15 protein-coding genes and 1 pseudogene are annotated in these 21,808 nt (G+C 43.7%); 11 read left to right on the top strand and 5 right to left on the bottom strand.

Going from position 1 to position 21,808, the window contains the following annotated elements; translation table 11 throughout:
• Positions 1-406: 406 nt before the first annotated feature.
• Positions 407-1,186 carry an AraC family transcriptional regulator gene (locus tag SPUTW3181_RS16880; RefSeq protein ID WP_011790512.1) on the bottom strand — a complete coding sequence of 260 codons (780 nt, stop codon included), beginning with the start codon at positions 1,184-1,186 and terminating at the stop codon, positions 407-409.
• 182 nt (positions 1,187-1,368) lie between these two features.
• On the opposite strand from SPUTW3181_RS16880, the gene SPUTW3181_RS16885 reads away from it, so the two are divergent.
• From SPUTW3181_RS16885 to SPUTW3181_RS21700, 7 genes and pseudogenes are all read left to right on the top strand, one after another.
• Complete coding sequence (locus SPUTW3181_RS16885) at positions 1,369-2,256, top strand: DMT family transporter (RefSeq protein ID WP_011790513.1); 888 nt, start codon at positions 1,369-1,371, stop codon at positions 2,254-2,256.
• A 157-nt stretch (positions 2,257-2,413) separates the two neighbouring features.
• Complete coding sequence (locus SPUTW3181_RS16890; protein WP_011790514.1) at positions 2,414-4,045, top strand: methyl-accepting chemotaxis protein; 1,632 nt, start codon at positions 2,414-2,416, stop codon at positions 4,043-4,045.
• Positions 4,046-4,389: 344 nt separating this feature from the next.
• Positions 4,390-5,727 carry a Na+/H+ antiporter NhaC family protein gene (locus SPUTW3181_RS16895; protein WP_041408244.1) on the top strand — a complete coding sequence of 446 codons (1,338 nt, stop codon included), beginning with the start codon at positions 4,390-4,392 and terminating at the stop codon, positions 5,725-5,727.
• Positions 5,728-5,904: 177 nt separating this feature from the next.
• Positions 5,905-6,603, top strand: a complete 699-nt coding sequence (locus tag SPUTW3181_RS16900; protein ID WP_011790516.1) for a hypothetical protein — start codon at positions 5,905-5,907, stop codon at positions 6,601-6,603.
• Positions 6,604-6,611: 8 nt separating this feature from the next.
• Positions 6,612-7,340 carry a 23S rRNA pseudouridine(2604) synthase RluF gene (locus tag SPUTW3181_RS16905; protein WP_011790517.1) on the top strand — a complete coding sequence of 243 codons (729 nt, stop codon included), beginning with the start codon at positions 6,612-6,614 and terminating at the stop codon, positions 7,338-7,340.
• Positions 7,341-8,224: 884 nt separating this feature from the next.
• Complete coding sequence (locus tag SPUTW3181_RS16910) at positions 8,225-8,542, top strand: YdeI/OmpD-associated family protein (RefSeq protein ID WP_011790518.1); 318 nt, start codon at positions 8,225-8,227, stop codon at positions 8,540-8,542.
• Positions 8,543-8,647: 105 nt separating this feature from the next.
• Positions 8,648-8,794, top strand: a pseudogene (locus SPUTW3181_RS21700) (transposase); the annotation flags it as partial.
• A 552-nt stretch (positions 8,795-9,346) separates the two neighbouring features.
• Here the strand turns inward: SPUTW3181_RS21700 and SPUTW3181_RS16915 are convergent.
• Together SPUTW3181_RS16915 and SPUTW3181_RS16920 are read right to left on the bottom strand one after the other, a co-directional pair.
• A complete protein-coding gene (locus SPUTW3181_RS16915) occupies positions 9,347-11,503 on the bottom strand; it encodes a S46 family peptidase (RefSeq protein WP_011790519.1) in 2,157 nt (718 codons plus the stop codon).
• 262 nt (positions 11,504-11,765) lie between these two features.
• Complete coding sequence (locus SPUTW3181_RS16920) at positions 11,766-12,953, bottom strand: amino acid permease (protein WP_011790520.1); 1,188 nt, start codon at positions 12,951-12,953, stop codon at positions 11,766-11,768.
• A gap of 703 nt (positions 12,954-13,656) precedes the next feature.
• On the opposite strand from SPUTW3181_RS16920, the gene SPUTW3181_RS16925 reads away from it, so the two are divergent.
• The 3 genes from SPUTW3181_RS16925 (at position 13,657) to SPUTW3181_RS16935 (ending at position 18,438) form a co-directional block, all read left to right on the top strand.
• Positions 13,657-14,211, top strand: coding sequence for a TMEM165/GDT1 family protein (locus SPUTW3181_RS16925; protein ID WP_011790521.1), 555 nt, complete (start codon positions 13,657-13,659; stop codon positions 14,209-14,211).
• 201 nt (positions 14,212-14,412) lie between these two features.
• Positions 14,413-16,686, top strand: coding sequence for a hypothetical protein (locus SPUTW3181_RS16930; protein ID WP_011790522.1), 2,274 nt, complete (start codon positions 14,413-14,415; stop codon positions 16,684-16,686).
• Between the two features lie 9 nt (positions 16,687-16,695).
• Positions 16,696-18,438: a toxin-antitoxin system YwqK family antitoxin gene (locus tag SPUTW3181_RS16935; protein ID WP_011790523.1), complete on the top strand. Its 1,743-nt coding sequence runs from the start codon at positions 16,696-16,698 to the stop codon at positions 18,436-18,438.
• 110 nt (positions 18,439-18,548) lie between these two features.
• On the opposite strand, the gene SPUTW3181_RS16940 is transcribed toward SPUTW3181_RS16935, so the two are convergent.
• Positions 18,549-18,866, bottom strand: a complete 318-nt coding sequence (locus tag SPUTW3181_RS16940; protein WP_014609989.1) for a hypothetical protein — start codon at positions 18,864-18,866, stop codon at positions 18,549-18,551.
• 228 nt (positions 18,867-19,094) lie between these two features.
• On the opposite strand from SPUTW3181_RS16940, the gene SPUTW3181_RS16945 reads away from it, so the two are divergent.
• The gene (locus SPUTW3181_RS16945) at positions 19,095-20,192 is read left to right on the top strand and encodes a calcium:proton antiporter (RefSeq protein ID WP_011790524.1); all 1,098 of its coding nucleotides are present in this window, start codon (positions 19,095-19,097) and stop codon (positions 20,190-20,192) included.
• Between the two features lie 37 nt (positions 20,193-20,229).
• Here the strand turns inward: SPUTW3181_RS16945 and SPUTW3181_RS16950 are convergent, their stop codons facing one another.
• The gene (locus SPUTW3181_RS16950; RefSeq protein ID WP_011790525.1) at positions 20,230-21,801 is read right to left on the bottom strand and encodes a rhomboid family intramembrane serine protease; all 1,572 of its coding nucleotides are present in this window, start codon (positions 21,799-21,801) and stop codon (positions 20,230-20,232) included.
• Between the last annotated feature and the right edge of the window lie 7 nt (positions 21,802-21,808).

Raw genomic sequence — 21,808 nt, forward strand, 5'->3', positions numbered from 1 at the left:
CATGGCAGCGCTTTAGTGTAAAGAGGTAAAAATTGCTAAAGAGTATATTTTAAGCATCTTGTGTTAAATAGATCATTTACCTTGCTAAATGGAACATCTCAATTTAAGCCTGAAATAAAAATTGAGCCCAACTATTGAAACCGAATTGCGGCGCGGATTTAAATAGTTACTTCACTTTGGAGTCAAAAACCATGAGTAAAGAAAAAGCAAAAAAACCGCCAATGAAAACCTTAAAAGAGAAGCGTCAAGATAAACGGAACCGCCAAAAAGCATCCGACTAATTTATCTCACAATGTAAAAACCCTTAAATCCTCTCTTTAAATAGGCCAAAAAGAGGGTACCAATTAAATTGGTACCCTCTTTTATTTCACATTACAGGTACAACCTTAAATCTTCTTTATTTATGCTAACCCACGCGGCGGCGATACTGTTCAGGTGAGCACTGGGCATATTTTTTAAACATAACAATATAAGGTGAAGTTTGGTTGTAGCCGAGCGTTAACGCCACCTCTTTGATCGCAAGTCCCTGACGCAAGAGTTGTAATGAATAGATAAACTTATGCCTTTGTCTTAGCTCGGTAAAACTCATGCCCAGAATCTCATGGCAGCGGCGAGCTAAGGTGCGCTCAGTGGTATGTAACTCACTCGCCCAAGTTTTGAAAGTCTTTGGGTTTGCGGGATCGGCTTCAAGCGCCTGCAAGAGTGGCAGTAATAACTTATCGGTGGCCGTAGGAATAAATTGCGGTAACACTTGAGCTAAGGTCAGTTGATCGAGCAAAACCTCAACTAAGCGCTGATCGGTTAGCGTTTCTACTACTTTGATTTGCCGCTCACGAAAGTCATTGACTATCGATTGAGCTATCGGTGTTAAAGCTAAAAGACAAGGCTCAAGTGGAAGGTTTTGTGACCTTTTCGCCGTGATATTCATCGAACAATAGTGGATACTACGGCGAGTGAAACTCTCATGCTCAATCTCCGCGGGTACCCAAATCGCATATTGTGAAGGGGACAAAAATCGTTGCCCTGCGGCATATAACTCCATAATACCTCCGCTAATTAACTGTAGTTGCCCCCATGAATGTTGATGTTTAGGTGTGACTGTATTTGGCACAAATGCTTCATAGTTAAAGAAAATATCAGCAAGCGGCTCTTGCTCAAGTTGTTGCGGATTAAAAACCGTTTGCATCTTATTTTTACCTCAAGCGATAACCACAAACCAATATGAGACAATAACGCACTGCAATGGTAAATCTGTCCGTATTGGAACTGACCTTGTCTTATAAGCGATATTTATATCACAACAGACCGTAGATAATAGCAATCACTTTGATTTTGTCGACCCTGACATCGATACACTAAGGTAAGACCATGTTGTATTTATTTCCTCTGCTAGCAGTATTCATTTGGGCTGGTAACTCTATCGTTAACAAACTTTCGCTTGGGACAATAGATCCAGAGGCAATCGCTTTTTACCGCTGGTTTTTTGCGATGCTATTATTAACACCCTTTATGGCGGCGTCTGTATGGCAAAAACGCCAACAAATAACGCCCTTATTACCCAAGCTTGCTGCCTTGGCACTACTTGGTATGGTACTCAATCAGAGTTTGGCCTATTTTGCTGCGGCCACCACAACAGCTACCAATATGGCGTTAATTACCTCACTCGTACCTATGATTAGCCTGTTTTTAGCCGTGCCACTCCTAAAGCAAAAGCTCTCGCCAATGGCATTTAGTGGAATGTTAGTCTCACTGTTTGGATTAATTTTTATGCTCAGCCACGGCAATATCGTCGAGATTGCCATCGGAATAACCGAAGGGGATTTATTGCTGCTTTTTAGTGCCTTTGTTTATGCACTCTATGGTGTGTTACTTAAACGCTGGCAACTCCCATTATCAACTTGGGAATCGGTTTATATTCAAGGAATTATCGCGGTAATAATGCTAACACCGCTACTCTTTTGTAGTCCGAGTATGGCAATTACCAGCCAATCGGCACCACTGATACTGTACGCTGCTGTCGCGGCATCGCTTCTAGCACCTTGGGCTTGGATCAATGGCATAAGTAAACTCGGTGCAGACCGTACTAGCGTATTTTTTAACTTAATGCCCATTTTGGCAGCCATACTTGCAGCTATCATCCTCAATGAAACTTTAGCTGTGTATCACTATATTGGCGGCTCTATGGTCATTATTGGCGTCATGCTAGTGCAGATAAAACCTAAGCCTAAAGTCACCCCCTACCCTAGCTTGTCCTGAATAATCCAAAGTAATGCGTCAACGCCTTGCTAACAGTGACCAAGGCGGTTTCGCTTATTTCAATGTGTACAAAATCCCATCGCAATCTGCTGCATGCAAAGGCAATTCTATAAATAACGGCTAAGCTATTTATTAAGTTATTAATGGAGATCGTCCTATGTTTAACAGTATTCGCGTTAAATTTTCCCTTATGTTTATCATTATGGCCGTGGTGCTCATTGTTATAGCAGTCACAGGAGCAATGCAAAATAGATCAACACTCAAGCAGATGCAGGAGTTTAGCCAATTGTTTAATCCTGCCATTTCAGCCATTTTGAATGCAGATCGCGATCTTTACCAAGCTCAACTCAGTCAAGAGGTTCTACTTCAAGAGGAATTAAGTGCTGAAAAACGTAAAAGTGAAATAGACAATTGGCAGGAAAATGTCGACCAAGCAAGGGATAGAATGGGTGAATTCAAACAAATTCTCAAAAACCACTCACAAGTACTGCAATCAACCAACGGCTTTGAAGCCCAATTCTCACTCTGGCATCAAGCCTCATCAGAGGTCATTAATGCTGTTAAAAATAATGATTTTGAAAAGGCCAAACAGCTCCATACCACGAAAGCCAATAAAGAATTTAAATCATTAAGGAGTATTTATAATGCTGCAGGTGAGGCGGCAGATGATCGAGTCAAAGAACTCGATTTACTGGCCTCAGAGCAAGCGACAACGCAAACTAAAGTCTCCATTACCATTGCCTCTTTGGTCGCCATGATTGCCCTTGTACTCGCTTATTTCGGTCCGAAGATCATAGTGAACGCTATCCAAGATATTACCGATAGGATCAACGATATTGTTGATGGCGATGGTAACCTCACCCAAAGGATCCCCATCAAACGTCAGGATGAAATCGGTGAACTTGCCACTGCGTTTAACCAGTTTGTTGCTCAGCTACAAGAAATGGTTATCGCCATTATCAGCCAAACCAAAGATGTAAGCCAAACAGTTGAAAGCCTAGCGACTAAATCAACAACAACGATAAACATCAGCCATGAACAAGAGCAATTTGTTGATACCATTGTCACCGCCGTCAATGAAATGAGCGCCGCCGTAAGAGAAGTCGCCAGTAATGCACTGCATACTGCCACCGAGATCACTAAGGTCAATGATCAGACAATTGAAGGAAAAAATATCCTAGCGCAATCGGTTAATCATATTCAGCAACTTTCTGAATCCGTTAAAAATGCAGTCGCGGTTATTGAAAAACTGTCAGTCAATTCTGCCAATATCGCTTCCGTACTTGATGTTATCCGCTCTATTGCAGAACAAACCAACCTACTTGCGCTTAATGCTGCCATTGAAGCTGCTCGCGCTGGCGAACAGGGGCGTGGCTTTGCTGTCGTCGCCGATGAAGTACGGACGCTGGCGAGTCGCACTGAAACATCTACCCAAGATATTCAGCGCATGATTGAAGAGTTACAACGTGGGGTTAATGATGCGGTTAAAAGCATTGAATCGGGCGCGACGCTTACAACATCAACGGTGACGCTTGCCAGTCAAACGCAAGATGCCTTGGATGAAATCCTTAACTCCACCTCCAAAGTCAGTGAGATGTCCACTCAAACAGCCACCGCGACGGAAGAGCAAACTCATGTGACTGAAGAAATTAACCGCAACTTAACTGAATTATCTGATAAAACAAGATACTGTAACTTGGTGATCCAAGAAACTCAGCAAATTGTGGTTAACACTAAAGCCATTTGCAGCAATCTACAAAAAGAAGTCGCTCGATTTAAAGTGGCTTAAATCCGCTAAAGTGTCCTTGGGGATTTTCCCCTTGGACACATATGTAAAAGCACAAAACCCATACTCCACTGTATTTACTTATGGCATTCCAGTCTCTTCAAACAGTAAAGCAATCCTCAAGTTAACGTCCCAAAAGCCAATTCAATGACTTTAGACAACCGACTAATAACCAATAATTCACAACGGAAGTAAAAACATCTAGACGTCTAAATTGACAGGCTCGCAGGGATCAAATATGCTTCGCTCCAAGTTGCTAGGATATGATGCCGACGCGACACTAAATTTAAGCGAGTTTGACTGCCAAGGATCCCGCAGGTAAAACTCTGAAAAAAAGAGAGACAACATTGAGCCATTCAGCACAAACATCTTCAACAAATAGCCCTGCATCTTTTATTGCTTTGCTGCCACTATTTGTTTTTCTAGGTCTTTTTATTGGCGCAGGCGTCTATTTTCAACGTCAGAGGGTTGATTTTGCCTTCTATCAATTACCCAGTGTTATCGCCATTTTACCCGCCATCATTCTGGCGTTGATTTTATCAAAACAGAAATTAAATCAATCAATTGATACTTTTATTTCGGGCATTGGTCACAGCAATATCATTGCCATGTGTTTGATTTATCTTTTAGCAGGTGGCTTTGCCGCCGTGGCCAAAGCCACTGGCGGTGTCGATGCCACAGTCGCTTTGGGTTTATCCTTTATTCCATCAAACCTGTTATTACCCGGTTTCTTTGTGATTGCAGCCTTTATTGCCACCGCAATGGGCACCTCTATGGGAACCATTGCGGCCGTCGCCCCGATTGCATTAGGCGTTGCTGACCAAGCACAAATTGACTATGCCATCATGGCGGGTGCAGTCATGTCTGGCGCTTTGTTTGGTGATAATTTATCGATTATTTCTGATACGACGATTGCCGCGACTCGCACCCAAGGCTGTGATATGAAAGATAAATTCCGCGAGAATTTAATTTTTGCAATCCCCGCATCCTTACTGACCTTAATCGCCTTTATCTTTGCAGGCCAAGGCCAAGCAGAGTTAGCAACACAAGATATCGATTTGATTAAAGTGCTTCCTTATCTGACCATTTTGATTTTAGCGGTCGCAGGATTAAATGTGTTTGTCGTCTTAACCCTTGGCATTTTACTCGCGGGAGTAACAGGCTTATTAACGATGGATTATGGCTTAATCCAGTTTGGTAAGGATATTTACGCAGGTTTTAGTAATATGCAGGAGATCTTTATCCTGTCTATGCTTGTGGGTGGTTTAGCGGCACTGATGCAACAACAAGGCGGCCTTGCCTTTGTGAGTAAACAAATTGAAAAGCTGATCACTCGTTTCTCTAAAGCACAGGGTGAAGCCTCATGCCGTGCTGCGGAACTGGGGATGGCAGGTATAGTCGCAGTGACTAACTCTTGTGTGGCTAACAACACGGTTTCTATCGTAGTGACGGGTGATATTGCCAAGGATTTGGCCGAAAAACATGGTGTCAGTCCAAAACGTGCAGCCAGTGTACTCGATATTTTTGCTTGTATTATCCAAGGGTTAATTCCCTATGGCGCTCAGGCGTTACTTATCGCATCGACATTTAGTATCACGCCGCTAGCAGCCGTTTCACACGCTTGGTACTGCATGATTTTAGCTGTAGTTGCCGTCGTTATTGTGATTTTCCGCAAACGACACTAAATGACACTAAGAGTACTGCAGCATTCCATCGAGTAGATGAAAACTGAACCAAGGAACGCTAAGCGTTCCTTGGTTATTTTGGGCGGCTATTTTATGTCAAACAGCACTTGCCTTCATTAAACAATTCAGGCAAGTTACCGCACTCCGTCCAGTCATAGCAGTATATTGTTAGTATCCATGAATCCTCTACATCACCAAGAGCCGAGTTATTACGATTTACATCGCCTGATCACTTGGTTAATTGTAGGCGCAGCCTTTCTCAGTGCCTCTGGAGTTTTAGTTGCGATTTATGCTGAATATCAACATGTTGGAATGAGAGTATTCCAAATGCGAGCCGATTTTCTAGGTGACTATATCAACTCCCCACTCGCCTATGTGTTTAATTTAAGTTTATTGGCAGCAGGAATATCTATGCTGATTTCAATGATAGGACTCTACCTGCTCAAACTCGACACTTTTAGCCAATATGTCGCACTAACAGGTGCTTGGGTGGGAACATCCGTAGTGCTAATGGGCATATTTCCCATTAATTTTTTGAGCATACACAGACTGGTTTCAACGAGTTATTTACTCAGCACCCTCACACTACATGCCCTAGTGATCATCGCAGGTTTGGCGCCTCGATTTATATGCCCAAAGCCGCTGTTTTATTTAAGTATTATCAGTTTTTGTAGTGCGATGAGTTTAAGCCTGCAATTAGATTGGTCGATATTGGATTTCCCCCCCTGCGAGCCTCAAACACATTTTTGCGCAGTATCGGCCAATATGTGGATCCAAACTAACCTCAATATTATTTGGTGCTTAAGCCTTGCCTTTGCCATGCGGCGTCTCTCAAAAATACTGTATCATCGCGCTCAACTACGCCAATTACTCTAAGATAATCCATGCGCTTAGCAAAATACCTTGCCCAATGCGGCATTGGCTCTCGCCGTGAAGCCTGCCGTTTGATTAATGCTGGGCGTATTACACTTAATGGCAAGATAGCCAAACATACCAACCTAGTTCAACGCGATGCTCAAGGTCTATGCCTTGATAGCATTTGCTTAGATGCAGAGCCCATAGTTGAAACAGAAGCACTCGCTTATTGGATATTCAATAAAGCTGTCGGCACCGATTGCCGTTTGCTTGAACAAGATAAAACGAGCTTATTGCATCTGCTTCCCAAAGCGCCAAGACTCTACCCCGTCGGCAGGCTAGATAAGGACTCCCGCGGCCTGTTACTGTTAACTAACGATGGTGAGCTGACCCATAAACTGATGCACCCCAGCTTTGCCCACAGTAAAACCTACCATGTGCGCCTCGATAAGCCATTCACTGATGATTTTGTAGAACAAATGGCAAGTGGAGTGCGTTATAAAGATCTGCAAACCCTGCCCTGCCAAGTACGCCGCCTCAGTTTGGACAGCTTTGAAATCGTGCTGACTCAAGGATTAAATCGACAAATTCGGCATATGTCCAAGGCACTCGGGTATCGCGTTATCGATCTTGAGCGCGTCACTATAATGGCGCTGAATTTACGCGAATTAGCATCTGGTGAGTTACCAGAAGGGCAAATGCGGCCACTGACAAAATCGGAAATTGCAGAGCTAAAAGCAGCACTGGCAATAATATAAATTGATGGTGAGAATTTTACATTAAACCAATATCTGTTAATCGTCTGCCCCAAAGTAAGACCTTGGAGTTTTCTAAACTTCATTTGAATACTTTAATCAAAATCAAAGTCGTGGGGCTTCCCCCCTGATGTTTAATCAAGAGTCGACCAAGGATGACTGCTCGTCCTATCAAAAACGTCCATGTTAAACTGCCTGCTCGATATCCCTATCTCGCGCTCAAAACGGCCGTTGGATGCTCCAAGACGCTCCCCAACGGAGTTGAAAGCCCCTTGTGCTCATTGACAAATTTGCTATCGCTTCCGAAGTCACCGCTTTACATCCATGTAAAGCACCTCAGTTCGGCAATCCTTGCCTCTCGCTCATAAGCGCGAAAATCATCGATTCTCATTCGCCCCTGCACCTGCGAAAGCGAGTCGGTCATATATGACCGAACTCACACACTCTTTATTAAATCAAGAGCTCTATTCGCCCTGCGGTAACTCCGAGGGGAGGTGTATTCCTTGGAGTTTTGTGTCATTAGATAGCCATCCATCAGTAAAAAATAAGCGCAAAAAATGAGAAAGCTAAAATGATATCAAATAATTACCTATCAAACTGTATAAAAACCGCTACCGCAAAAAAGCAAATTCCTATAGCATCATTCATACCCATGTACACGGATGTGGCAGCGGCCATATTTGAGATTGAGTCAACAAGCGATTTATGCCCTGCAAACAGCGCAGCGCATAAATACTAAGACGTTATGTGTGCAAGAAAATAGAAGTTAAACGTTTCGGAGAAATCGCAAAATCAAAAGCTATAAATCTGAAAGATCGATACTTTAGTTTTTTTGGATCGACAACTTGATACCACAATTTTTAAACTGTTGATGATGAGTTTTAAATATGAAATCAAAAATTTCTGGAGGTCTTGTACACGAATTACCTGTTGATTTAGCAACAACGTTAACTGAAAGAGATATTATAAATATCTGGGAAGAGTTAACGCCAATCAGCCGTAACGAATTTATTTGCTGGATTGAAGACGCCAAACAAGAAAAAACTAGAACAAAGCGAATTCTTCGGGCAGTTGAAGAATTACTAGAAGGAAAAAAGCGGCCGTGTTGTTGGGTAGGATGTATTCATCGAACGGATAAAAAACCTAGTAAATGGCAACAGGATGTTTTAATAGATAAAAAGCCCAATAAATCAGGTGCAAAGTAAAATTAAACGAGCACATAATCGGGTAGCCGGAGATGTCTAGCCTCCAGCCCCCACATCACCCTGAATGCAGCTCCGAACAAAACTGGACAACAAAACAGGACACCCAGCTTTAATAGCGCCAAGTTACTGACCAGATTAAATATCCACCATGACAATTGGCTTAAACTGACCACTGAGTTTGGTAAGCTGTTTCATGACCCAGTGGGAACGCTGCAAGAACTAACCGATTACTGCGAACATTTAGAAAAGTGACGACGGCACTTTGCGGCAAGCTGTCAGCACTTTCACAGCAACTGACAACGACTATATCCCTTCGACAGCCATCATCGCCTAACACCTTTCAAGCACTATGGGCTCACTTACCACGTCTGAAATACACTTTTTTTTGAAGGAATTAGCTCAATCTATTGCCTCAGATGCTGTCCCTGCGACTTTTGATGACTCTCATTCAAATCATTTGAACCAGAGCAGATTGCAGGCAAACTGAAAGTACATTATGTTGTTGATCTAAAATGGATGGCCAGATTTATTCGCTGACCAACATGTTCCAGCCGCAAATCGAGTTACGATGAATCCCCGCAATTAGCTCAAACCCAACCAATTAAAAATTTATATAAAACGGCTTTCTCACCACCAAATTACACCAAACGGTTTCCAACCTCAGAATACAAAAATAGCGATAAACTCAGTGAGTTTATCGCTATTTTTTTGTGTTGTTATTGCAGTCTTTTTAAACGCTACATAACGCTTAGATGCTGATAATCCAGCCATTATAGGCCGCACCATTGCTGGTGCGGTAATGGATTACTTAACGATTTCCATCTCGGCTAATAGATTGTCGGCATGATCTAAATACTTCATTACCCACAGCATATAACGGCTATCAACTTGGATTGAGCGGTTGATATTATCGTCATAGGCCCAGTCACCGATAATGCTTTCATAGACGCCATCGAACAGCAGGCCTACTAATTCGGCGCGGCCGTTTAAGGTAGGTGAGCCAGAGTTACCGCCAGTAGTATCGAGCGTCGATAAAAAATTCACTGGTACAGAATCAATTGATTTCACATAGAAATCACCGTATTGCTTCTGTTTGATCAGATCTAACTGCTTTTTAGGGGCATCGAAGGGATCAATACCAGTGTCTTTTTGCACTATTCCCTCTAAACGCGTGAATGGCAGTGCAACTAAACCATCTTTTGGTGCATAACCTTTCACATGGCCCACTGTCACACGTAGGCTTGAGTTCGCATCGGCATAAACAGGCTTACCTTGCTCAAGGTTGTAGGCAATAATGGCATCCATATATTGCGGACGCACCTTCATCAGCTCACCGGCTAATTCTTTTTCTTTCTTCTCCTCGCTCATATCTGTGTCATACATAGCGACGGCAAATTGAATAAAAGGATCTTTAGACGCTTTAAAATCAGCAACCGATTTATCCATCCATGCTAAACGTACATCTTTGTTGCCTAGATCGGTTTTGGCGTACATTTTATCGAGTGTTTTAGCTAACTTAGCTTCGCTGAATTTGCTGTCGATACCAAAGGCTTTATCCAGTGCGGGTAAGCGCTTGTTCTCAGGAAGGGCGGCATAGCGTTTAAGCATATCGAGCAACACGGCTTTATCAACGCTTGGCGCATAACGGCGATCGATTCGCTCCATACTCGCTTTAAAGCGCGTCATATCACGCTCTTGGAAACCAGGCTCACGTTCCATATCGGGCAGTTGCTTCTCATTGGCTAAACGGTATAAATCACGCGCCGTAGGCACCATAGTCGTATTGCCAATATAACTTAAGATCATGTCACGCTCTTGATGCTCATTACCTTTAGCAATTAGCGTATCTAACTCTGCTAAAGTTTTGCCGTATTTAGCTTCACGACTGCTGTCTTTAGCTATCCACGCTGCAAGTTCAGCCTCGCGAGCTTGACGGTCGGCCAGCATGGTCGATTTACCGTAAAACTCAATCATAGAAGTGAAATTTTTCGCGTAATTGGCAAGGCCTGCAATTTGGCTTTCGTACTTGATACGCTCGTCACTGCCCTCTGGGGCGGTATCTTTAATGATCTCAATAAAGCGCTCGCGCAGGATCTTACCTTGAGGATAAGCCCACTCGAATTGATTTTGCACTTCGTTGGCGGTGCGATATCTATTGGTACGGCCGGGGTAACCTGCGACCATTACAAAGTCACCATCACTCACGCCTTTAGCCGATACTTTTAGGAAGCTTTTGGGTTCATATGGCACGTTATCCGCGCTAAATTCCGCCGGTTTTCCCGCTTTAGAGACATAAGCACGATAGAAAGAAAAATCGCCAGTGTGACGTGGCCACATCCAGTTATCGACATCGCCGCCGTATTTACCCACACTTCCGGCTGGGTTATAAACTAAGCGCACGTCACGAATTTCGAGTTGTTTGACAAGATAATATTCGAGGCCACCGTGAAAGCTATAAACCTGACAGCGATAGCCATCTTCCTTTTCACATTCAGCGACTAAGGCTTTTTCTTGTTGCTCAACACCTTGATAAAACTCATTACCTACTTTGGACTCAAGCCCTGCCTTAATACGCTCGGTCACATTGGTGACATCTTCAGTCACATAAATGCGAGAACCGGGGGTTGCAGGTAATTCATCGGCAAATGTCTTAGCTAAAAAACCATCTTGGAGCAGGTTTTTGTCAGGGGTAGAATTATATTGAATCGCACCATAGGCACAGTGATGATTCGTGACTACCAAACCCTTTGGCGATACGAATGATGCTGTGCAACCGCCAAGGCTTATCACGGCATTCATCGGGAATTCGGTCAGTTTAGAAATTGATTTGGCATCAATTTCTAATCCCTTTGCTTTTAGCTCATCGGCCATCGCGGGTAACTGGTGGGGCTGCCACATACCTTCGTCCGCTTGAGCGCCAAAACTAGCGGCAACGGCAACTGTAAGTAACCATTTTTTCATTGTGTTAAGTCCGTTTTATGTGAATAAAGCCGCGCGCAAGCTAGGCTATTTTGTTGTCATTAATCGTCTATTGAAGGGCGAAAGACCCTCAACCTGATTGCCTTAAAACCTGTAAAAGCAAAAAGTCAGGCACAGGGCCTGACTTTATCACATGATACACAGCTTCCAACAGACTTTGACAAACTCGCTTACAAAGCAAATACATCTGAGTAATAGTACAGGCTAAACTTGCTTTTAAAACGGCTCAGATAATCGCACTCGATTAGAGCGCCACAAATAGCTGTGCACCAATAATAACTGCCCCTAAAAGGCCTGCTAACACCAATGCCATCGAGCCACCAGCAACTTGATAACCTAATGCCTGAGGTTGACGCTGACGAAGGGCCATAGCGATCGGCAAAAAGACAATCATCACAACTAAAGGGACGGCCGCAAACCCCAGTACTGCCACAAAACCTTCGGGCACATATAGCGCGCACAATAAGGGGGGCACGAAAGTTAATAACCAAGTTTGAATACGGCCAAAGACCGTATTTTTGGCACGGGTCAGCTCGGCGACAAAGTCATACAAACTTAAGGTTACGCCAAGGAAAGAAGTAATTAAGGCTAAATCAGCAAATAATGAAATACATTTACTTATCCAAGGCGTGTGTGCAATTTCTTGCAAAGCGGTGACAAGGGCGGGTAACGATCCGTTAAAACCGCTAATCTCTGCGCCTCCCACTGTACCTAAGGTCACCAACAACCAAAACACATAGCAAGCCAATGGAATTGTCGAACCGATTAACAACACCTTGCGCAGTGAAACCACATCCCCATCTAAGTAGCGCACTAAGGTTGCAATACACACATGGAAGCCAAAAGAGGTGAATACCACAGGAATGGCCGCCATCCAACTGCTGGTCATAGACTCCGCAATCGCCCCCGTTGCCATACTAGCAAGACTCACTTCGGGTAATAAAAACAGCACCACAACCACGAGCAATAAAATCATCAAAGAAAATAGTAAGCGTGAAATCTTATCAACCCAAGCCACACCTAGCGCCGCAAATCCACCGAGAACCAATGTAAACAACAGTACTGCAACTTGGTTATCCAGCACTATACCGAACATATTTTGCGCTTTTAATACTAACAGGGATGACCCCCCCGTCAGATAAGCTGCTGTTAGTGCGAACAATAAACTTAAAAATGATGCACCTTGGATAATCTGGCCCTTTTTACCGAGTAGCTTACCCGTAATGGCGTGCACATTGTCACCCACACCAGAGCGCAAATTGATTTCGAGCATTAACAATGAGGTATAAGCGGAAATGCCCCAAATAACCACCAGTAATAAAATTGCCGGAATAATCCCTAAAGCTGCAGTAGCTAAAGGCAAAGCTAACATGCCTGCGCCAATTGCCGTACCAGCAACAATGGCAATTGAACCGAGTATTTTTAAATTCACACAATCATCCTATTCAAGTTTTACTTATTATTTTTATCAATATTGTTGCATCGATTTGAAGGATAAAGCCCTGCGTCACTATGTCGTCATTAGATTAAAAGCGTCATAAAACTTAAAGCATCCAATCAGATCTTGATTAAACAGATCAATTGGCCCCAATAGCTTTTGAATATTTCAACTCAGTCGCCATTGAGGCTAACTAAATCGTTTGAAGAAAAGTGACGTGACTTTCAATGGTGTGACCCTAATAAAGTACCGATTAAATACATCGATAAAGAGATAACTTGGGACATTAACAGAGCCAAACCCAGTGGGCAAGCCAGTTATCAATAAAGCTGAATGGAATTTTGTATCGCAACAACTTAATCGCGATTGAGCAAACAAAAAATACAAAGTTATCAAATCCTCTTCATTATTCATGCTCATAGCGCCATAAATCACACTAAAGAGGAACTCAGGCGCCATTTACATCCCGCCCTTGAAACTCTGCTTCACTTCGCTATAATGCACGCCTCGCTTCGGGGGAGTAGCTAACTGGATTTCGAGCCATCGTTATCTAGGGTGAATATCAACATACTTGGCAACAGGCCATGGTATTCACAGCAAGTCATTGATTTGCCAAGCAAGACCTGAGCACAATAACCGCACCTAGGGGTGGACGGTCTATTGTGCTTATGTCTAAACCACCCCTAAAGGATCACACTTGGAAGCACTACTTGCCTCAACCTTTACGGTTGCTATCGCCGAAATTGGTGATAAAACTCAATTGCTTGCACTATTACTCGCCGCAAGATTTCAAAATAAAACCGCGATAATTTTAGGTATTTTGCTATCAACCTTGTTTAACCATTTTGCCGCAGCTTGGGTTGGTCAATGGGCCATCACTTGGGTAAACCCCGATCTTGCTCGCTATTTAGTTGCCGCCTCCTTCTTTGGCATTGCACTCTGGGTATTAATTCCTGACAAAGTGGACGCGGAGGAAAGTCGTTTTTATAAAATGGGGCCATTTTTAGCCACATTTATCTTATTTTTCATTGCAGAGATGGGAGATAAAACTCAGATAGCCACAGTGGTATTAGCCGCAAAATACGATGCCCTCGCCATGGTGGTTGCTGGTACAACTTTAGGCATGTTGATCGCCAATGTTCCTGTTGTGATTGCAGGGCACTTTAGCGCAGAAAAATTACCTATGCACTGGATCCATCGTGGCTGTGCTGTATTATTCGCTCTATTAGGCGTAGCAACACTGCTGTTTTAATGCTCGAACCATTCTATGGGATAACCCATCTGGTTTATCCCATAGAATGTCTCCCCCCCACGACGCCACCTTGATTAACGCAAAGATATTTTTCTGACGGGTATCTAATTTATTCCCCTGAGATATTTTTGTGTATAATGCCATCAATTCATAAATTAATAATTTTACATTTCAACAACATAAGTTGCAGATGGAGTTCTAATGGCTATAAGGATATGCAGGGTAATTTGTACCACTATCACGATCACGCTTGGGTTAACGGCTTGCGATAATTCGCTTTCAAGCAAGTCAGCTAGCATCCCCACTCAAAGTGAATATCAGATTATTTCCACCGTCAGCCTCGATGATGGCTTTGAAACCCGCAAAGTGATGCAGGCGCGATTGCTGCTGGATTACCAATTACAAGATGAAGCAGGTAAAGCGGCCAGCTTAACGACGCCATTAACCCATAACGCCCGCTTTTTTCTCCAACCTAACCTGTTGCAAATAAGCGACTATGGCTTGCCTATTCCGGTGAGTAATATCGACCCTAAAAGCAAGTCCAATGAAATCGTGCAATTGGTTAAAGACGGCTTTAATGTGGAGTTTAGCAAGGGTGAAGTCCGTCAACTGACGCCCATCGCGAAGGCGGATCAAAAAGAGGTTATCGAGCTATTTGAGCACTGGACTAATCTTAAGTCACTGTTTGAACAGGTTCCAACTTTGCCCGTGGCGCTAGAGCCTAAGGTCGGCTATAGCATTACCGCCCCCATGGACGCGCGCTTAACTTGGACGGTTGAGAGAGTGACCGAAGATAAGTTATTTGCGGTAGTACAAGGTGAAAAAGACAACTTTAAGGCCTATGGCAAGTTCGAGCTTAACCGCAAAACCGGTTGGTTAGAAAGCATGGCGTTTTTTCAACAGGAAGTGCAGCAAGGCAGTACTCTCACCCGCCGCATCGCCATGGCGCCCAAGGATAGCCCTTATATCATGAGCATGCTTTGGCATGCCGACGCTAGGTACGATGCCGAGCGTGATATAGATGATCTGCAAAAAGAACTCTACCCCATTAGCGATGTTCCGCGGGAATATAAAGCCCATGATAAGGACTTTATAAAATCCTTATTAGCTGATCAGCAAGGTATTCTTGATAATATTGGCCCATGGGGCGCTGACACGCCAGAAGTGCTGCAATTGCGCTTTGTGCATAATATGAGCCCGCGATATGTGGTTGCTAATGTGAATTATGAAGACTTAGCCGCCTTTGATGCCAGCGGAAATCCGATAGATATTCACTTCTGGCAGCACAGCAAAGGTATGGCGATGAATTTCAACCGCTCGATTGAGTCTTCGGTGGATCTTATCGCCACAGGCTGGGACAACACCGCCAATAAACTTAAACAGATAGACCATATCACCGCCAAGCTGACCCTTATCCCTGAAAGCAATAAGATAGTCGAAAAATCGTGGGATGAACTGGTCGCCACTCCCTATACCTTTGGCGATGCGAGCCTCACGATTCAGGTGCTCAACGCCGAGGCAAAGCTATTTAAAGTCGTAACAAAGCAGAGTAAGACTAAAAACATTAATCTTCCTTTTCAGCAATTTAAAGGAAAGATGGCCGAAGCTCGTCGCGATGGTGATTATCCTAAATGGTTAACGGTGACAGATAAGGAACTGCTGGGGGAATTAATCGGTGTCGATGATCCTCATCACCTTAGCACCCGCGCCCTGCTACTTAAGCTAGATGAAATCCCTAAAACCGTTGTAATACTGGAGAGCCAGCCACAGCCGGAGTTAAGCCAAACCAAGAACATCCGCTTTGTGACCTTTACCGACTACAACCAAAATCTGGCCAATCCCTTAAGCGAGTTTGGCGATTCGAGCCTCAATAACTTCCTCTATCAAGATCTTGAGCCATCAAACGCCGAAATCAGTGCGATCCAAGGGATAAAACCTGAGACTGAAAATGGCCATAATCTGTATATTCCTATGTCAGCCGCATTAGCGAGTGCCTGTAAACCTGAAATAGAACAAGGTTTTAAAGAGGGGAAACACGAAGTCACTTGGCTGTTTGAGCATAATGCCCCAAACGGACCAGCCTATACCCTGATGACGCCCGACCGCGAGCGGCAGTTTTTCTACGATAAACACATCCAAGGAAAAATCCATTGCCAAGGTGATATCAGTTGGCAACCCTTAGAGCAGGCAGCTAACCCACGTCCTTGGTTAATCGATTTACAAGCTTGGCTAACAAAAACCGGTTATGGTGACGAGCCGAGTAAAGATCTTAAGAACTACTTTAAAGTCGAGGATGCCCAAGGCAAATCCCTAACGATTCGACTGCCCGAAACCACCGAACTGCGGATTAAAGAGGCGCTGGTCGATGGCCGCTATTTAAGTGTTGCGGGCCCTGCCGCGAAGGTGAGTTATATGACTATCTCTGAAAACCCCGTCGATATCCCCTATGAATTCACCTTTAAACCTTTGCCTTAAGGAGCAGTTATGCGTCTATTTACAGTAAAACGGCTCCTTGGAGCACTGGTACTTGTCAGTATCACTATCAGTACCAATGCCTATGCAGAAAACGTGCTACTCGATGAACACTGGAATGTCATCAAAAATAAAAAGTTAGCTCGCTATTATTTAAAGCAATCGACTGAAGTTACCGACGGAAATTATAAGGCCGAGATTTATTACAAAGATAACGATGCGCTTTTCTGCGCCAGTTCCCTCGCCGATAACAATATCGTTAAAACACTCACGAGCGAACAATTCCGCGGTGCTTATCAATGTTACTTTGAGGATGGCAAACCCTATGAACAAGGCTTTCGCAATAGGCAAGGCCAACTTCATGGCCTGCTTAAAAAATATATAGCAACGGGCCAATTGTATGTTGAATCCCACTATGAAAATGGTGTGAAACAAGGCCCAGAAACAGGTTACTGGGAAGGTGGAAAGATCCGTTACAAAACCACCTATCAAGATGGTAAAGAGGTCGGCATAAGCGAGCTCTTTGATAGCGAGGGAAAGCTTAGGGGCAAGATCTGTAATAGCGGCACTTGTGTTACTCAGTACTATGATAATGGCAACTTGCACCTCGAAACCCCAATGGTGGACGGGCTCACACATGGCAACGAAACAAACTGGGCGTTTGGTAAAATCATCTCGACCCAAGCTTATGTCAAAGGTAAGAAACACGGGGATTACTTCGAATATTTCGGTGATGGCAAGGTAAAGCGCCACTACCGCTACCACAATGACTATAAAGTCGGTGAACAGCTGGATTACTATGAAAATGGCCAGATAGCACAAAAGGAAATCATAGAAGCACCATGGAATGTGACCTTATCGATTAAATACGATGAAAAGGGTGACATGCTCAGTTCAACCGAAGAAAAACACCAAAACAACAGCTGGGTTTACCGTAAGCATCAACGCTTTAGTGACGGTCAACTTACCTCTAACATCGAAGAAGACAAGCTTAAAAAATGGGTTCTCAACGAAATATTTGAGCAAGGTGAGTTAATTAGCCGCAGCGAGCATATCGATAACCAATTGACCGGTTTATATCTGCAAACCCTAAACCGTAGTCAAACTGTAAAAGTGATTACCCGGGAATATTTTAAAGAGGGTAAGCGCGAAGGCCCCTACGAAATGCTGAAAATTAAGCATGAAACAGGGGAACAATGGCTGGCCGAGCAAGGCCAATATGCCAACGACAAGCCCTCAGGCAAATGGAAAAAACAACAAGAGGATGCCACCCTCACCTTTAGTTATGATACCCAAGGGGAACTCCATGGCGAGTTCCGCAATCAGACAAGTTCAGGGCAATTGCTTGAATTAATAAACTTTAACCATGGCAAACCCGAAGGATTAGTCCAACGCTATGCCACTGACGGCCAATTGTATGAAAAGGGCGAATACCGCAATGGGCAGCAGGATGGCGACTGGGTGTATACCCATGGAGAGTTCGGTTTCAACCCAAGGCCAAATCCTGAGAGACGTTATTGGTACGGTCGCTTCGACCAAGGTAAACAAGTCGGCCATTGGGAACTGCGTAATACCGAAGACTATTTGCTTGAAATTGCTAATTATGACGAGCAGAGCAGGTTTCATGGTAAACAATACGAGTTCAGGGATAATGGCTGGATAGAAGTGATTAATAGCTACCATCATGGCAAGTTTTTAAATCAGGAAATACCGCCCCCGGTGATTACCTCGGACCATGTCTTCCCCATCTTTTAGTCTACGGTTTTTGAGTGTGCGACTTTTAGCTTAAGCCGCAGAGTTAATCCATTAATAAAAACCAAACCGCTGTGCACTGTATTGAGTGCACAGCACAGTAGGCAGCTCTACTACCATATCAATATTTTAAACATTGCTAAAATGACGAATACAGAAAGCAATCCCAGCCAGCCGATACAACGAGTCACCACTTCTGGTGACTTGGTATTGAAATGCGGAAAGAGGATAGCGCCAACGGATAACATAGGCACCAAACCGTATAATTTACCTATATGGGATGATGTAACACTCGGGAAAGGTGGGACAAACTCATATATAAGTATATAAACCCCATAGAGCAGTATCGCCATATAGGCTTGTCGATCTCGGTGTTGTTCAAATCCAAAATACAAAATCACAATCACACAAAAAATAACTATATTAATCAAATCACTACCTTCATAAATCGGTTTTTAGTTAAGGCTAGAAGATGAATCACTTCAGCATAATCATATTTATACCACCCTTAACGATAACCGTCGTAGGCAGACTTAGTTAAAATAAAAAACCTTAGCATCAACACCTCAACTGTAAAATCTAAAAGAAGTTTAATGCAAAGTGTGCCATAACCAGTGTCTATACTAACGGCCTTTTTTTTCGTTTAGGACACATTGCCTATGAAGACATTTATGAAAGACGAGTTAGCCCTACTACTGGGAATACTGACCTTAGTATTCTTTAAAAACGGTGGCGATAGCTTACTCGCCGATGGCACCGCCCTCTCGACCTATATCCCCGTTTCGCTCGCCCTATTGGGTGTTGTAACTTGGGCTATTTTCTCTGTGGTACGCCACTCAGATGCGCTAGCGATTAAACTTGGCGATCCCTATGGCACCTTAATCTTAACTTTATCGGTCATTTCACTCGAAGTGGTGATGATCTCCTCCGTGATGCTGACCGGAGAACCCAATCCTGTCATGGCGCGCGACACTATGTTCGCCGTCGTCATGTTAATCATCAATGGTTTAGTGGGCTTTACATTATTACTTGGCGGCTGGCGTTACCATACCCAGCATTTCAATTTAGATGGCGTAAAATCCTATCTCGTGGCGATTATTCCCCTCGCCCTACTCTGTTTAGTGCTGCCCAATTTTACCGAAGGTGGCACTATCGGTGGCATGTCTAAAGCCATGTCTTGGATGCTGATCATTATTTCGATTCTGCTCTATGGCGTCTTTTTAGTGGTACAGACAAAGAGCCATAGCCATTTCTTTGTCGATGCCGATCATGAAGACCATGAGGAACACCACGGCATACTGCGCAGTAATGCTTACCATACGATTCTATTAATTGGCTATTTGTTGGTGGTCATCTTGCTGGCAAAAACCTTAGCTATGCCCATCAATTACAGCGTAGCAACCCTAGGCGCTCCACAGGCATTAGGGGGCTTTATTGTCGCCTGCTTGATTTTATCACCCGAAGCGGTAGGAGGCTTTAAGGCCGCGTTAAACAATCAATTACAGCGGGCGATGAATCTGTATTTTGGCTCAGTGCTCGCGACGATTGCACTCACAGTCCCCGCGGTATTAATTATTGGCAGCGTGATAGATCAAGAAGTCCATTTAGGCCTGTCACCCGCCGACATGGTGCTGTTAATCACCAGTTTAATGGTCTGTAAGGTCAGCTTTAGTAGCGGTCGTACCAATGCACTGCACGGCGCGACTCATATAGTGCTGTTTATCGTGTATTTGTTCTTAATGTTTGAACATGCCTAAACATTAACAGAAACATCCTTCAACGGCCGAGAAGTATTTATTTTCTTCTCGGCTTTTGTTTTTTAGTGGGCTGAGGTTTTCGAATATACGGCAGTAAAAGAAACCCAAGCAGTAAACCACTAACGAATCCGCCAATATGAGCCGCATTGTCAACGCCACCCAAAAAACCAGAAACTACACTTGCAGTGACAAATATCGCTACATTGATACTTAAGATAAAATGAATTTCTTTAGCAAAAACCCGCTTCCAAACCCAAATCACTAATATCCCGAAAAGTCCCATAATGGCGCCCGATGCTCCCACACTTATAGTGGCATCATACCAACAGAGACTCGCAACACTCGCCAGAATCCCCGAGACTAAATACACCAACAACAGTCGCCATTTACCCAGCAAAGGCTCAATAAAGGTACCGACGAAAAACAATCCGTAAAGATTCAGCACTAAGTGCGCTAAGCCGCCGTGGATAAAGCTACTCGTGACTAAGCGCCACCACTCACCCGCAAGTACGTTAGGCCGAAAATTAGCCCCCCACTCAAGCAAAAAATGGCTCTGAAAATGAATAACATGCGAGCTTGACCATGCCATAAAGATAAACACGAATGCATTGAGAGACATCAGTACTGGCGTGACCATAAAACCGGCTTTAGGGCGGATGAACTCAAGCCATGACTGTAATTCAGAGGTGGTATTTCGATGATCCAATTGTTTTGCTAATGCCCCTGAGTTCAACGCCACTTCATCCAGTTTGACCCGTCGCAACATCACATACCACACCAAGGCTCCAACCAATAGCCAGCCGATAATCCACGCTAGTTTATGACCATTTCGCGCCTCAAAGGGAGTGAATGCAGGCATAAAAATAGTCCGATATTCAGCTTGGTAGCTGGGGCTGTTTTGCGCGGCAGAGAGCAAATCCGAATAAAGTGAAGAGGGGCCGAGACGATCTAAATAATTAAACGCATGGGGATCAAACTCGTCAAACTCGGTTTGTATACGTGTTAAGAACGCTTGAAATTGCGCTTCTTTTTCATCAGGTTCGAGTCGATTACTGATCTCTTCTTGGTATATTTTGCCATACCATGCCAGAGCGGGAGCGCGGTGGCTATCTGCCTCGCTCGCAAAAATGGGGATGGCGATATACAGCTTGATCGTTAGTCTGTTATTACTCCTACCTGTTACTTCAAAGCTACGCTGTAAACCGATTTGCGTTTTATCGATATAAGACCGTTTTAATTGATAAAACTGCGTCGGAGGGTGCAGCATGATTTCCTGTATCGAATCAAGCTGAGTTAACTTGCCCGTTACCGTCTTTAGGTATGCCTGAGCAATGATGGTAGGAACTGCAATATAAATTGAAGCAATTAGAAGATATATAAAGCGTGAATGACTGCCCGTAAAGTTAAGCAGTTTAAGCCTAGGCCGAAGGAAAAAAAACAACAATCCACCGGGAAGCAACAGAGGTAACCAAAAATACCCAAGGTCTTCATCTACATTAAATAATTGCAGTAAAAACCAATGGATAAGGCTATAGCCTAAAATAAATAATCCACTGAGATATAAAACAGGAAAATAAAGTAGTTGGCGTTTTTTAAACTCTAGATCCACACGCAAT

The sequence above is a fragment of the Shewanella sp. W3-18-1 genome (assembly GCF_000015185.1).
GTDB classification, from domain to species: Bacteria; Pseudomonadota; Gammaproteobacteria; order Enterobacterales; family Shewanellaceae; genus Shewanella; species Shewanella putrefaciens.